At 53.9% G+C, this 15,245-nt stretch carries 12 protein-coding genes and 1 pseudogene; 9 read left to right on the forward strand and 4 right to left on the reverse strand.

The window, feature by feature from the left end:
• Positions 1-101: 101 nt before the first annotated feature.
• Positions 102-467, reverse strand: a pseudogene (locus tag KTE_RS04675) (Glu/Leu/Phe/Val dehydrogenase dimerization domain-containing protein); the annotation flags it as partial.
• Between the two features lie 236 nt (positions 468-703).
• Here KTE_RS04675 and KTE_RS04680 point away from each other — a divergent pair.
• From KTE_RS04680 to KTE_RS04700, 5 genes are all read left to right on the forward strand, one after another.
• Entirely contained in the window at positions 704-1,372 is a 669-nt protein-coding gene (locus KTE_RS04680; protein WP_201379055.1) for an IclR family transcriptional regulator, read from the forward strand.
• Positions 1,373-1,382: 10 nt separating this feature from the next.
• On the forward strand, positions 1,383-1,562 hold the full coding sequence (locus tag KTE_RS04685; RefSeq protein ID WP_201379057.1) for a hypothetical protein: 180 nt from the start codon (positions 1,383-1,385) through the stop codon (positions 1,560-1,562).
• Positions 1,563-1,579: 17 nt separating this feature from the next.
• Complete coding sequence (locus KTE_RS04690; RefSeq protein WP_201379059.1) at positions 1,580-2,416, forward strand: class I SAM-dependent methyltransferase; 837 nt, start codon at positions 1,580-1,582, stop codon at positions 2,414-2,416.
• 93 nt (positions 2,417-2,509) lie between these two features.
• Positions 2,510-3,916 (forward strand): protein kinase, encoded by a 1,407-nt coding sequence (locus KTE_RS04695; protein WP_201379069.1) that lies wholly within the window; start codon positions 2,510-2,512, stop codon positions 3,914-3,916.
• A 73-nt stretch (positions 3,917-3,989) separates the two neighbouring features.
• A complete protein-coding gene (locus KTE_RS04700; protein WP_201371796.1) occupies positions 3,990-4,325 on the forward strand; it encodes a hypothetical protein in 336 nt (111 codons plus the stop codon).
• A gap of 57 nt (positions 4,326-4,382) precedes the next feature.
• On the opposite strand, the gene KTE_RS04705 is transcribed toward KTE_RS04700, so the two are convergent.
• From KTE_RS04705 to KTE_RS04715, 3 genes are all read right to left on the reverse strand, one after another.
• Positions 4,383-5,414 (reverse strand): homoserine dehydrogenase, encoded by a 1,032-nt coding sequence (locus KTE_RS04705; protein ID WP_201379071.1) that lies wholly within the window; start codon positions 5,412-5,414, stop codon positions 4,383-4,385.
• A 118-nt stretch (positions 5,415-5,532) separates the two neighbouring features.
• Positions 5,533-7,971, reverse strand: a complete 2,439-nt coding sequence (gene murJ, locus KTE_RS04710; RefSeq protein ID WP_201379073.1) for a murein biosynthesis integral membrane protein MurJ — start codon at positions 7,969-7,971, stop codon at positions 5,533-5,535.
• A gap of 126 nt (positions 7,972-8,097) precedes the next feature.
• Positions 8,098-8,442 (reverse strand): hypothetical protein, encoded by a 345-nt coding sequence (locus KTE_RS04715; RefSeq protein WP_201379075.1) that lies wholly within the window; start codon positions 8,440-8,442, stop codon positions 8,098-8,100.
• A gap of 493 nt (positions 8,443-8,935) precedes the next feature.
• Here KTE_RS04715 and KTE_RS04720 point away from each other — a divergent pair, with 493 nt between their 5' ends.
• The 4 genes from KTE_RS04720 (at position 8,936) to pepF (ending at position 15,063) form a co-directional block, all read left to right on the forward strand.
• Complete coding sequence (locus KTE_RS04720; RefSeq protein ID WP_201379077.1) at positions 8,936-9,841, forward strand: acyl-CoA desaturase; 906 nt, start codon at positions 8,936-8,938, stop codon at positions 9,839-9,841.
• 236 nt (positions 9,842-10,077) lie between these two features.
• Entirely contained in the window at positions 10,078-11,154 is a 1,077-nt protein-coding gene (locus KTE_RS04725; RefSeq protein ID WP_201379079.1) for a mannose-1-phosphate guanylyltransferase, read from the forward strand.
• Between the two features lie 861 nt (positions 11,155-12,015).
• Positions 12,016-13,008, forward strand: a complete 993-nt coding sequence (locus tag KTE_RS04730) for a glycosyltransferase family 2 protein (RefSeq protein ID WP_201379081.1) — start codon at positions 12,016-12,018, stop codon at positions 13,006-13,008.
• 258 nt (positions 13,009-13,266) lie between these two features.
• Positions 13,267-15,063 (forward strand): oligoendopeptidase F, encoded by a 1,797-nt coding sequence (gene pepF, locus KTE_RS04735; RefSeq protein WP_201379089.1) that lies wholly within the window; start codon positions 13,267-13,269, stop codon positions 15,061-15,063.
• The last annotated feature ends 182 nt before the right edge of the window (positions 15,064-15,245 follow it).

The raw sequence follows: 15,245 nt of genomic DNA on the forward strand, positions 1-15,245 counted from the left end.
CGCTCTATTCTAGCATGGTATGCCATACCATGCTAGAATAGAGCGAGAGGGGCCGCCTAACCCCTGCCTGAAGGCGAGGGGAATGCGGCGGCCCGGCCTTCAACAGTCGTTCCAACGTCCACGCCTGTCAAGTACAATCCACCTAGCCGCTCGATAAAACGGCCCAGAACACGGAACATGCCTTCATTTTTTCCTCGTTTGGGATCACTAATAATCACCCCTTTCCCACCACCATACGGTATCCCTGCCGCGGCATTCTTATAGGTCATCCCTCGCGCCAGACGCAGAGCATCGGTGAGCGCCTCTTCTTCAGTTTCATAAGGCCACAAGCGCATACCTCCCATCGCAGGGCCCAGCGTCGTATCGTGAATCACAATAATCGCTTTTAAGCCAAATGTCCGATCCTGGCAAAAGTAAATTTGTTCATAATCGTGTGCTTCCATGCGCTCGAAAATGGATGATTTCATCTCGCTTCCTTTCTCTACAATTCGCCTCATCTCTGCTTATCCTTGCCGGAACATGTTCTTAGTATGCTCGTGACTCCTCTAACTCGTCAACGCGAGCGTCCGGTCATACCGGACATTGCTCTTGTCCCAGGTGTACTCAAACGTCTATACTAAATGCAAGCCAGACAGAGAAAACAGACCTGTGCAGCCCAGGCAGGCCACAGGTCAGGTGGATCGTGGACACGGAAGGAGTCGCTATGAAACCACATCTGATGGAGAAAGTTGGCAGCCTCCTCAATCTCTTTTCCTTCGCGCAACCAGAGTGGGGGGTACGTGAAGCTGCCGAGGCATTACAGTTGCCCAAGTCCACTATGGGTGACATTCTACTCAGCCTCACAGAACAAGGGATTCTCAATCGCACACCAACCGGGCGCTATCAACTTGGCTGGCGGCTGTTTGAGCTAAGTCAGGTGCTTGTCGAGCATACGGCTTTCTGCATTGAAGCCAGGCGTGCCATGCGCGAACTCGTTGAACGTTGGGGGGAGACTACGCATCTAGCAGTCCTCGATGGGACCCAGGTTCTCTTTGTCGAAAAGTTGCAGGCCACACCAGCCGTTGAAATCCTCCTCTCGCGCGTTGGCGCGCGTCTCTCGGCCCACGAGGTAGGGGTAGGTAAAGTCTTACTGGCTTTTCAAGCACCCTATCGCCTTCCCGCTTTATTGGATACATTGCCGCTGACTGCTCGTACGGCTCAGACCATCACCTCCCGTGAGCAGCTACTTCACGAGCTAGATCAGGTGCGCACGCAGGGCTATGCCTATGATCATGAAGAAACCGTGCCAGGACTATGTTGCGTGGCAGCCCCGATTCATGACCTGGATGGTCGCGTTCCTGCTGCTATTAGTTTCTGTATTCCAGCCTTATGAAACCGAGAGTGTGGTAGTACACGATCTGATCTACACACGCCAGGGTGAACAGTGGGCGCTCCAGAAGAGCAGTTATCGCAAGCTTCGCTTAGCACTTTCCTGGCTTATAACACAACTCCAGCTTACAGGCTTTACAATCGATGCTCAGGAGTCACATCGCGGCATGTGGTTTCTGGCTGTTAGCAAATAAGAAAGATAAAGGATAGCATGTTAGATTATCTGCGCTTTATTTATGATCCCAACGAGCCAGGTACGACCTCAGTATTTGATGAGTGCTCGCTATGGGCGGCTCGCTTCGGTTTAATGCTCCTGAATAATCTGGAGCTACATCCCAACTTGAACGTCCTGGACCTGGCATGTGGAACAGGCTTCCCACTTTTTGAACTGGCCCACATGTATGGCGCCTCCTGTCAGGTAACGGGAGTTGATAGCTGGAAAGGGGCCGTAGAGCGGGCCAGATTAAAGTTAAAGGTTTATCAATTACCCAATGTTCAGGTTCTGGAGGCCGATGCCGAACATCTTCCGTTTCGGGCTGAATCCTTTGATATGATTGTTTCAAATCTCGGGATCAACAATTTTAGTGATCCGAACGCGGTTTTAGCCGAATGCTTCCGTATCACCAAACCCGAAGGGCATCTTGTTCTTACAACCAATCTCGCCGGGCATATGCACGAATTTTATGAAGTGTTTCGCGCCACATTAAAAGAGCTAAACAAGCCTGCCTACCTGGAGCGCTTAGAAAGAAATGAAGCCCATAGAGGAACCAAAGAAGCTCTCATTGATCTCTTACAAAGAAATGGATTTCGTCCTCTTACCTTCAAAGAAGATCAATTCCAGCTCCGGTATCAGAATGGGAGCGCACTCTTCAATCATCCACTTACAAAATTTGGGTTCTTAGATGGCTGGAGACGGGTTGTCGATCCAGAGGATGAAGAGCAGATCTTTGCCATACTAGAACACAAACTAAACCAGGTGGCGAGTGCATCTGGGGGGTTAAGCATGACTGTTCCTATGCTCTATCTCGAAAGCAAGAAACTCGCTTGAGGAAGGTCCATTTCTGCTTGTAGCTGTACAAGACGCACCCATCGGTATATACTGTGCTAGCAGAAAAACTTCTTTTCCATGGGAGGGACTGGCATGTCTCAGCGTGATACGCGTCTTATTGGCGGCATCTATCGGACAGGGCAAATTCTCAGTAGCGATGGCATACTGACAACCTACACGGCCTATAATCGCAATACAAATGATGTTGTCGGTCTCTATGTGCTGCATTGTCCGCCAAACGTCCCTCCACATGTGATCCAACAGGCGCTCCAGCCCCTGGCACAACGCCGGGCGCACGCCTCACCACATCTACTTCATATCTCCGATTGGGGCGTCGATAATAATCGCATCTTTATCGCTACCGATCCACCACGTGGCGTGACCCTGCGGCACGCTATGGACAATGAGAACATCGATCTTCAGCGCTCGCTTGATCTTATTCACCAGCTTGCGCTGGGTGTCAAGGTCCTGCACGAGGCACATATCGCGGCCCTGGATCTACGCCCCCAGTTTGTTACTGTCGAGACCTTCATGGACAACAACAGTCTCACAGATCGTGTTCGCCTCGATGACATTGGTCTGCGTGAACTCCTCAGAGCGCTGGGAGCCTCTAATAGCACAGCCAGCGATAGCCTTGCCGCAATCGATCCACGCTATGCCTCTCCTGAGCACCTCAGCAGCCAGCCTGTTGGCCCCTGGAGCGATATCTATCTATTAGGCATTCTGCTCTTTGAACTGGTCACAGGGCGTGCCCCCTTCGTGGGCCATACACCTGCCGAGACAGGTGTCATGCAGGGTGCGACCGCGGTACCACGCATGAAACAGTACATGTATAATGTGCCAGATGAATTGCAGGCCGTCGTCGACTGCGCCCTGTCCAAGGAACCTGGTCGCCGCTTCGCCAATGTCAATGCCTTCCTCAAGGCGCTGCAAAGCGTTGCCCTCCCGCCAGCCACCAGGCCCATTGAGTTCGAGGAGACACTACGCGATGCCGACCAGGGCCGTTCCAGCAGCTCTCTCACCAGCGAAATGGCGCTCTCTACACCACACACTCCTCAGCAGACTCAGCGCCAAAGCTCCGACCTCGCGCAGTCGTTGCCGCTACCGGCCATCCGCGCCCTGGCCGAGGAACAAAGCATCTATGCCTACCTGCGCTACGAGAAGGCTGGCAAGCTGCAAGAACGCCTCCCCATTACCGGAAAAAATGTCATTATTGGGCGTGTTGATCCTAAACGGGGCTATACTCCGGATATCGATCTCAGTTCTCTCGATCCCACCAAGACCGTCTCGCGCCAGCACGCGCGCATTCGCTTTGAGGAGACCTTCTTCTATATCGAGGATATTAAGAGCCATAATAAGACACGCCTGGGCGAACTTGTGCTCACTCCACTCAAGGCAGAACTCCTGCAACATGGCGACTGGATCGCCTTCGGGAGCGTGCGCCTTCGCTTCGAAATTCCTGGTATGCGCGCGCTTACCCCCTCAAAAGAGTCAAAATAAACTTGAGCTTAAGCAGTCCAGAGAAGATATAATGAAAAAGAGCACTATCTTCTGACTGGAAAGGACTGATTTCATGGGCTTTGAGCAGTATCACGAGCCAGCACAAGAACTCTCCGCGGAAACACGTACCTTTGCGCGCCTCATTGCCTCCCTTCAGGAAGAATGTGAGGCCATCAACTGGTATCAACAGCGCATCTCCGTCGAGCAAGACCCCGAGGCGCGCAAGATCATGCAACACGCCCAGGAAGAGGAATTCTTGCACTTCAGTATGGATCTGGAGTTTCTCCTCCGCCGCACCCCCAAATGGCGCGTCGCCGCCCAGCGCATCCTCTTTAAGGAGGGTGATATCATCGAGAACGCAGAAAAGGGCGAGAATGCGGTTGAAGAACTAGACAAAGAAGAAAAGTAAAAAGAACTGGGCTGGCATGCTGCCAACCCAGTTCTTTTTAACACAACTCTATCAAATCTAGACGCCTGCGATGGCAAGAATATCTGCGAGCAATCCCTGGCCCGTCTCAATACTTCCCGCGCCGGGACCAATCACCGTCACGGAAGAGAGCGTCTCCGACTCCAGGGTAAGGGCATTCATCGCGCCCGCAACGTGTGCCAGGGGGTCACTGAGAGGCAATGCAACCGGTTCCACGCGCGCCTCGACCTCGCCGCCGCTCATACGCCACACAGAGGCGATTAGCTTAATACGCTTCCCCGCCTCACTCGCATGCTGGACCTGCTCGCGGGTGACCCCTGTAATCCCTGTTCGCGCCACCTGCTCGGCTCCTAAAGGCTGCTGGAAGAGCAATGTGGAGAGAATCATAGCCTTGGCAACGGCATCATAGCCCTCGACATCGGCGGTGGGATCGGCCTCAGCATAGCCGCGTGCCTGGGCATCCGCCAGCACCTCGGCATAGTCACGCCCCTCGGCCATCGCGCTCAAAATATAATTGGTCGTACCATTAACGATGCCACGCGCCGCGATGATCTGCGCGCCCGCCATCCCCTCCAGGGCCGTGCTCAAGACTGGAGTACCCGCCATAACTGTTGCTTCCATGCGCAGCTCGACTCCATTCTGGCGCGCCAGTTGCAGTAGCTCAAGTCCAGCCAGCGCAACTGGCCCCTTATTGGCCGTCACCACATGCTGCCCACGCGAGAGGGCAGCGCGAATATGGCTCAGCCCTGGCTCCCCGTCTCGCAGATTCGTGCCCGTCGCCTCTACCAGGATATCGCTCTTCAACGCCTCGATTCCCGCCAGGGTGCTGGAAAAATATCGAGTATGCGCAAGCTCGTTCAGTGGACGCCGCTGCTCCGCCAATGCCAGCAGGCCTGCGATATCCAGGCCATCTTCAGCATAGATACAACCAGAACGCGCGCTGGCGACACTCACCAGGCGCATATCGAGTCCCCGTTGCTCCTGAAGCCACTCACGTCTCGTCAACAGCAACCGGGCCAATCCCTTCCCCACCACGCCAAAGCCCACCAGAGATACATCCACTCTTCTCATAGCTAATTCCTTCACATAATTTATTTCTGGGTAAATAGTAAGATACAGTAGCCGCGTACGCAAGTAGCGGGCTACTGTATCTTACTATTTACCCAGGCAAGCGCCGCAGACGCCAGAGCTAGATCCAGGAAAGCTTCAAGCGATCAAGCACACGCCGCACCGGGCCAAGCTCTTCAATACCTATTCTGCGTCCCACGCGCACATAGACGAAGAGCGCCACGAAGCCAAACACGGCCAGTTTCATCATCGCGACAATTGTTCCTAAGATGCCCAGCGCGGGCGTAGATGTCGTATCCAGCCAGCTCAAGAAATGGATGTGACCCATCGCGCCTAGCAGGAAACCCAACACAAAATTGACGATGAGCAGGGCGACTCCCATGGCGACCGAAGCCCCCAACACCTTCCCTACAAAGAGACCAAAGTCACGCAGGTTGAAGCCACCAAGACGCTGATGCAACAGCCAGAACAGGATAATAGCCTCAAGCAAGCCTGCGAACGACGTCGAGAAGGCCAGCACACCCAATCCCCAGGCAGTGGCACCGGATGACCCACCATTCGCGGCTACTGCGATGTTGATGAGCAACAGCGCCAGGGCGATCTTGAAGATAAACTGGCCAATACTCACAATAACTGGCGTCTTACTGTCACGTAAGGCGTAGAACGAGCGCGTCAGGATCTCTACAGCCGCCAGGCCCGCCAGGCCAAAGGCAAAGAAGGCCAGCGGGATTGTCATGGTCTGTGCCGCTTGCAGGTCGAAGCGTCCATGCTGCAAGAGTACCTGGATGATGGGAAAACCAATCACGATCAGGCCCACGCTCGAGGGAATCGACATATAGAGAATGCCTCGTAGCGTCTCCATAATCGTGTTACGCACACGGTCCAGGCGACCCTTTACGAAGTTCTCAGCCAGCGTCGGAAAAGCCGCGGTCGCCACCGACATACCAAAGACACCCAATGGCAACAGCATCAACTGCATCGATTGATAGTACAGCGAGATCAGGCCATCCGTGCCCCCCCTGGCATTGGCCGCGACAATACCTACCGCGAGCAGACCAATCAAGCTACGATCTACAAAGGTGGTAAAGCTCAGCATCGAGGCGTTGACGATACGTGGCACCATCTGGCGCGCGATCTGAATAATGCTCGGATTTCGCCAGTCAAGCGCTTTAGGAGAGTACTGCATACCCACCTTAAAGATGGCTGGCACCTGAATACCTACCTGCAAGACCGCGCCAATGACCACGCCCCAGGTCGCAGAATAAATGGCGAAGGTATCGTTGCGTTTCCCCAGGAAGGCCAGGAGTAAACCAGGCAGCAGACCGGCGATCAGTCCCACGTTATACAATACTGTACCAATCGCGGGGATACGGAAGTTCTGGCGTGCATTCAAGACCGAGGTCGTAATCACACCCGCCCCAAGCGCAATCGATTGCAGGAGCATGATACGCGTCAACGAGGTAATCAGGGCGAGATGCGCGGCATCTCCCTGGTTGTACAGCGGCACCAGGCCCGGAGCAAAAAGGATAGCGAGACCAGCCAGAATCACCATGCCCAGAATAGCCAGATTCAGAGCCGAGCTAGCAATATGCCATGCCGTCTTCTCATCATTCTCCGCGACCATATGCTTGGTAAACACGGGGATAAAGGCCGAGCTCAGAGCGCCACCCGCGACAACATTAAAGATTAAGTCCGGGATAAGAAAGGCCTGTAGGTAAGCGTCTGAGACGTTGCTCGCACCAAACACAAACGCGAACATAGAAGTACGCAGGAGACCCAGTACACGACTGCCCACAAAAGCGACGGTCAGGATCATCGTCGCGCGCCCAATGGCCGCCTTCTGGATCATTCCCGTATCTTGTGCCGAAGTGCCCGCTGTCTTCAGCTTCTGTGAAATTCCCAATAGCCCACTCTTCCGCCCGGTCTCCTCACGTCCAGGAAGCGAGAGCGGGGAATGGGGAGGCGCGATAGGTCCAGCCTGAACGGACGAATAGTTATTCCCCGAAGGAAGCGGCGCATCAGGGAACGAGGGCCTACTGCCCGGTATCGGTGGAGGTGTAGGCCTGGGTGGGTTTCTACGCCAGGGAATAATGGTTGTGACATCAGCCTTCATACGCCTCTGCTGACGCCGCATGCGCTCTTCACGCAACTGCTGCAAACGCTCCTGGCGCAACTGAGCAATAGGCTGCGAGGGTTGTGGGGCATCAAAATACTGATACTCCATACCCTGGCCATAGCTCAAAGTGGAGCCCATATCCACGTACTGCTCCTGGTATGGCCCGGGAGGTGGATAGGCACCTGGTGGCTGCTGTAAGCTATGCGGGATATATGCCTGTGGCGACGGTTGGGGCTCGGGATAAGCTGCTATCCCTCCCTGGGACGGTGGCAGACCACCCTGTGATGGCGGGGCAAACTGGCGCGGAGGCAAGGGTGCCGCCGGTGGCCTGGGTCCCGCAATCTCAGTGTTGTCCTGGTCGTACTGCCACCCATAAAACCCATTCCCCTGCTGCTCAGACGATCCCTGCACTGGTTGTGATGGTTGCTGTCCTTGATTTTCCACAGTCATTAAACTCTACAATTATTAATGGCTCTGTTTCCGAGCTTGGCACTGTATTTCTACAGAGTATCTACTATGTATTATTGTACAGTATTGTTGGTTCAGCATACCACACTCACCACTTTCTGACTACTCTGATGAGACAAGATACTTATACGCCTGGTCCATTATAACCATGCCAGGCGCAAACGGATGAGCATACGCTGGATGGGTTGCAACCGTTCTCCACCCAGAACACGCAGAAAGCAAACGCCCAACCAGGCCAGAACGTCCCAGCTTCGGCGATCCCATCTGCCGTGCCAGGCGCCGCTCGCTCAGGAAGCGCAGGCGCTCCTCTCGCGCCGAGCACGGCAGGCGTAAAGGCTGGGTCATCTGGAGGTGCTGCTGATCAAAACTCTGTCCATATCCCAGCGTCCCCCCATCGTTATAGGGTTCCTGTGGCTCCTCTTCCTGGTATCCCTGATCCTTCTCCATACATTAATTCATCCTGTATATTTTTTACTTTCTTTATATCTCTGTAATTATATCCACCGCTCTCCCATCTTAAATGTACAAACGCATTCTTCCATAGATAAGTATCACTCCCCCACGCTTATCTCATATCGCCATTCCAGCATAATGATGCCAAAAAGCAAAATATGCACAGATGATACAGAATTACCAAGTATTACACACTTAACAGAATAAGAGATTAAACTTTTTACCAAATAAAAACCGATTAACTATGCACATATATGCAAAACAAGTTTAAAGCAGATTTAGCGAAATGGCCAAAAATACTCAAACTCGTGAAACAAAAATGAAACCTCCCCACTCCAAAGAATCAGTAACACTTTAGGTACTTCCTATTAGGAAACCTGAGCGCGAAGCGCTAGCCACGGCAGTGGCGTTGGTTTCCGCATAAGAAGCTCGTGGAAGAAATTATAAATCGCTCTCCTGATCGGATGAGTTTTACCTGGAGGTTTTTTTGAAGACAAGTCTTGCGTACAAAAGCATAGTTCTCCTGGCGGTTGTTGGACCTCTCGTCGCTACCGTATACGCGATTGCCACGCTCTGGCAAAAGGCCATTAACGCGACGGACCTCACTCTTCTCCTCGTCATGTACTCCCTTGTTGCCCTTGGCGTCACTGTCGGCTTCCATCGTATGCTTACACATCGCAGCTTCGCCGCTCATCCGGTTGTCAAATTCATTTTCCTGGTACTCGGCTCCATGGCCCTGGAAGGTCCCGCGCTGGAGTGGGCCGCAACCCATATTAAGCACCACTCATATTCAGATAAAGAGGGCGATCCCCATAGTCCCGTAGAAGGCTTCTTCCACGCTCATATCGGCTGGCTCTTTAAGGACCGCATGGCCGATCCCAATCAGTACGCCAAACACCTGCAAAAAGATCCGATTGTGGTTTTTGTTAGCAAGACCTTCCTGCTCTGGGTTGTGTTAAGCCTGATTATCCCCTTCGCCATTGGTGGCTGGTCTGCCCTGCTCTGGGCTGGCCTGGTCCGCATCTTCCTGACCCACCACGTTACCTGGAGCGTCAACTCGGTCTGCCACATCTTTGGCCGCCGCGACTATGAGACCAACGACCAGAGCCGCAACGAATGGGTCGTGGGCCTGCTCAGCTTCGGTGAGGGCTGGCACAATAACCATCATGCCTTCCCTCGCTCGGCCTTCCACGGCCTGCGCTGGTGGCAGTTTGACTGCTCCGGCTACCTGATCTGGTCTCTGGAGAAACTTGGCCTGGCAAAAGACGTCTATCGCATCAGCCCCGAGCAGATGCAGAAACGCCAGGATCGCGCTGCTGCCGCCAATGCCACCATTGCCGTGCCTACCCAGACCGTAACAGTCAAGCGCACACCCGTTGGCGCACAGCGCTAAAACCGGGTACCAACTCATCCTTTCCTACCAGGCAATCAGCCCCTTTAAGCTGAAGCCTGGTAGTTTTTTCCCGACAATTTTCCTCCACGCGCATATTACAGAGAAAAAAGCCTAGCTATTTGACAGAGACCTATCAACATCGCTACAATCAATTCGTATTTAGTTATGAGTTTGACCGCTTTATATTAAAGCCACCTATAGAGAAAATGAAGCATGCGAGGAGGCGACCCCTTTTCATGAAACACTTTTATGCCATTATCCTGGCTGGCGGCAGTGGCACACGTCTCTGGCCACTCAGCACACCAAGTTTCCCTAAGCAGTTTTTGCCACTACCAACTGGCAATAGCATGATCCAGGAGACGCTCCTGCGCGTTGCCCCTCTGGCTCCCGCGGACCAGACCTGGGTCGTCACAGGGAAACATATGGCCCCACTCGTAGAGGAACATCTACCCACAGTTCCCTCGAACCAGATCTTGAAGGAGCCCATGGGACGCGGATCTGCGGCCGCCATCGCCTGGGCAGCCGCCGCTATCGCGCATAAAGATCCCGAAGCCATCCTTGGCATCTTCAGTGCCGACCATGTCATCGCCAATGTACCAACCTTCCGTCAGACCCTGCAACTGGCCTGTGAACTGGCGGAACAGGATCGCCTCGTGACCATTGGCATCAAACCCACAAGCCCGGAGACTGGCTTTGGCTATATCCGCTTCGCGGATGCTGTCTGCGAAGGACATGGACACCAGGCCTGCCGCGCCGAGAAATTTGTGGAGAAACCCAATCGCGAGACGGCTGAGAGCTATCTGCGCGACGGTCATTATGTCTGGAACGCAGGCATCTTCATCTGGAAAGCCTCGGCCTTCCTGGCCGAGATGCAGGAACACCTCCCCGACAGCGCCCAGAAAATCGATACCATCGTCAATGCCCCCACCGATCACCAGTCCCAGATTCTCGAGGAGCTCTGGCCCACGCTCGAAAACATTACCGTCGATTACGCGGTCCTCGAGAAAACCACTAACCTGGTAGTAATACCCGCCGACCTGGGCTGGGGCGATGTGGGCAACTGGGAGCAGTATGGCGACCTCTTCCCCGCCGACGCCCAGGGAGTCCACGCCGTTGGCAACCACACCGGCTTTGGCAGCCAGAACGTAGTCATCTTCAATAACACTGGGCGTCGCATCTACACCATAGGCCTGGAAGATATAATCGTCGTAGAAATGGACGACCTGACCGTCATCTGTCACAAGAGCCATGTCCAACGCGTAAAAGAACTTGCGGAACACCACCGCAACCAGACAGGCCCCCTGCAATCCTAAAGGGATAACCTTACTTCATTTTCTGTTCGCGGGCGCTCCCGGCATTGGCACATTTTTGTTTCCCAATACCAGGAGCGCATTTTCACCTCTCTCACCACTGGGGTAAAATAATTCACGGCCAGGAATGCGGCATTCGTCGTATTCCTGGCCGTGAATTATTTTACCCCGTGAGCGTCGCAGGCGCGAAAGTGGCAAAAAAGCATCTTTAAAAACGCCATCACAATATGCTAAAATCTAAGAAGGTAAACTAACATTTGTACATCTGGCAAGCCATAAGCCACTCAACCCAGGCTTACATACCAGAAATGGAGTCCTCACTATGCTCTCCACATCCTACATTCCTCCAACCTGTCCCGTTTACTATGACGACACAGATCCAGACGATAACATTAAGCGAGCCACCTTTTTCTCATCGTCCTACTGTGTGTAACTGGAGGTACGCATGCACAAATTTTATGTACAATTACACTCCACTATGTTAGACTTGAGATGAACGTCCCACAAACTATCCAGGCTCCACACTGGCATAGCGGACGCTCCCCTTATAGCAGGACAAGAACAAGATACAGGAGGACAGAGTGGTGTTGCTGAATATCTGGATGCTACCATCAGCGAGATTGTTGTCCTGGAGCAGCGCTTCCCCACAAACGTGCCACTAGCGCTTCACCTGCTCACCTATCGTCTCTTCATCCACTGAGGTTGGACAGGTAAAGCACCTGAGAGACACCCAAACGGCTCCACTCAACACAAACAACGCTAGCATGAGTAGAGAGTCGATCCTCGCGACAACAGTCTCGCACTCAACCAGGAGCGGGAAGATGTGGATAGAGTTTTTACGTAGCTAAGGAAGGATTTTGAGATATGACTACTCGTCCTATTAGACATAGCATACCACCCGAGATTTTAGCCCTCTCACACGAACGCGACCAACTGCGGCGACGTGGTCAATATGCACGTGCAGACGAACTGAAACAGCAGCTTGAGGAAGCTGGCTACGCCGTAAAAGATAACCCGCGTGGAGCGCACCTGGTCATACTTCCTAGTGTCGATGTCGATGACAAGACCTACCGGCTCACACGCCTGGTTCCCTCACGCCTCGACGAGAAGGCGACCTGCGACTTCTCGATCATCATTCTGGCTACCAACACGCAAGACCAGACGCGCCGCTGCATTGAGAGCGTTCTACGCCATGCTGGCGATGCAGACCTCGAGATCCTGCTGGTCGACAACGCCTCCCAGGACGGCCTCGACCTCTGGGCAGATGCCAGCCGCTATAACGAGCCACGCCTGCGCCTCGTGCGTCCATCGCGCCGCCTGGGGACGGCAGAGGCATACAATCTTGCCCTCAAACAGAGCCTGGGGCGCGATATCGTCCTGCTCTCCAGCCACATTGAGCTGACTGGCGATATCTTTACCCCACTCGCGCGTACCCTCTCGGACCCCGACGTCGGTATCACCGGCGCCCAGGGCTGGGTGACCGCGGACCTGCGCCACTTTGAAGAGAGCGAGGAACAAGAGGTCGAGGTCATTGACCTACAATGCCTGGCCTTCAGGCGCAGCCGGCTCAAGGAGACCGGCCTCTTCGATGAACATTATCGCTATCCACACTACATGGATATCGACTTCAACTTCGCCATGCGCGACCTGGGCCTGGAGACGTGTGTCACGCCTGACCTGCCCCTCACGCGCCACGAGGAGATCGAAGAGACCTACTACTCAGATGACGAGCGCTCCCGCCTGAGCAAGCGTAATTTCTACCGCTTCCTCAACAAATGGGGCGAGCGCGACGACCTGCTCCTCTACGATGAAGAGGACGAGGACGAGGACGAGGACGACGAGGAAGGTGAAGAGTAGTCTTTCAGTAAAGATAGGGAACGAGAGATACAGAAAGTTCCCTATCGACGCTGCTAAAGCACGCGTCTACATATAACGTTATATGTAGACGCGTGCTTTAGCAGCGTCGGTCCACTTCAGGCAACATTTCCTGCTTCCTCTCCCCTCCCGGCTAACCATAAACACTCAATTTATGGTACGATACAAGCGCGCACAACCACAGCATTTTGACCGCATTTGCCCACATACCATTATGTAGTAGTGAAAGGTAGTATAGCAGTGCAAACGTTCAAGAACCGCAACGAGATTCCGTCCGATTTTAAGTGGAATCTTGAGAGCATTTACGCCACAAATGAGGAGTGGGAGCAAGATTTTAAGCGCATCCAGGGCAACATTTCAGAGTTGGCGGCCCTGCAAGGCACTTTAGGCCAGAATGGCGAGGCTCTCCTTCATGTGCTCAGAAAACGCGATGAGGTGGGTGAGGTCCTGGAGCGCCTCTACGTCTATACCTCGATGCGCCGCGACGAAGATACCACTAATAGCCTCTACCAGGGAATGGCCGACCGCGCCATGCAACTCTATGTACAGGTCGTGACCGCTATCTCCTACATCGAGCCTGAACTCCTGGCCCTGCCCCAGGATACCCTGGAGCGCTATATTAAAGAGGTCTCCGGCCTGGCCCTCTACCGTCATCAGTTGGATGATCTCAACCGCAAGCGCCCGCATATCCGCTCCGCCGAGGTCGAGGCCGTGCTCGCAGCCAGCGAAGAGATGGCCACCTCGCCCGATACCATCTTCTCCATGCTCGAAAACGCCGATATGAAGCTGCCCAAGATCCGCAATGAGCAGGGCGAAGAGGTTGAGCTGACCCAGGGCAACTACCTGGTCTTCGTGCGTAGCAAAGATCGCCGCGTGCGCAAGGAGGCCTTTGAAGGCCTGCACAACTCATTCCTAAAGCAGCGTAATACCATTGCCGCAACCCTCTCGGGCCAGGTCAAGTCCGACTCCTTCTACACACGCCAGCGCAACTTTGAAAGCACCCGCCAGCGCGCACTCTCAGCCCACAATATTCCCGAAAGCGTCTACGACAACCTGATCCAGACGGTCCATGACCATATCCCTCTGATCAACCGCTATTTACAATTGCGCAAGCGCGTCCTCAAACTCGATGAGATGCACATGTATGACCTGTATGTCCCCATCGTGGAGGAGCAGGAGGATAAGCTAACCTATCAGGAGGCCAGTGACATCATCGTCGAGGCTCTCTCCCCCCTGGGCGAACGCTATATCAGCGCGCTTAAGAAGGGCCTCTCCGAGCGCTGGATTGACATCTACGAGACCCCCGGCAAACGCAGCGGCGCCTATAGCGGCGGCTCCTATAGCACCAACCCCTTTATCCTGCTCAATTTCCAGGAGAACCGCGACAGCATGTTCACCCTGGCGCACGAGCTGGGCCACTCGCTGCACTCCTACTTCACGCGTACCAATCAGCCCTATCAGTATGGCGACTATACCATCTTCGTCGCCGAGGTCGCCTCGACCCTCAACGAGGGCCTGCTGACGAACTACCTGCTCAAGCATACCAGCAATAAAGGCAAGCGCTTAGCCATCCTCAACCATGCCCTGGAGGACCTGCGCGGTACCCTCTATCGCCAGACTATGTTCGCCGAGTTCGAGAAGGAAATCCATAAACGCGCCGGCGAGGGCGAACCACTTACCGCCGATACCCTCAGCGCGCTCTACAAGCAGCTCAATGAGAAGTACTATGGCGGCGAGACCTTCGTCGACGACCTGATCAGCATCGAATGGGGACGCATCCCCCACTTCTATTCCAGCTTCTACGTCTACCAGTACGCGACGGGCATCTCGGCCTCGTCTGCCCTGGTCCAGAAGATCCTGCATGAGGGTCAGCCAGCGGTAGACCGCTACCTGAACTTCCTCAGTTCCGGCTCCTCTCAGTACAGCATCGACCTGCTCAAAAACGCGGGCGTCGACATGACCCAGCCCGAGCCAGTTCACCAGGCCTTCCAGCTCTTCGAATCCTACCTCTCACAAATGGAAGACCTCCTGGGTTAATATTCTACTGAAAAAGAGGGCGTGATGGTGGGGCCACCATTACGCCCTCTTTTTCAGTAGAATATTACTATATATACACTCACCTTTGCTATTCAAATCGCTCATTTTAAAGTGTTGTTAGTATCAACTATAGAGAGTTATGTAGAAACCACTGTTGATGACGGTACATATACAACATCACC

The organism is Ktedonobacter sp. SOSP1-85 (assembly GCF_016587415.1).
In the GTDB taxonomy this organism is placed as follows: domain Bacteria; phylum Chloroflexota; class Ktedonobacteria; order Ktedonobacterales; family Ktedonobacteraceae; genus Ktedonobacter.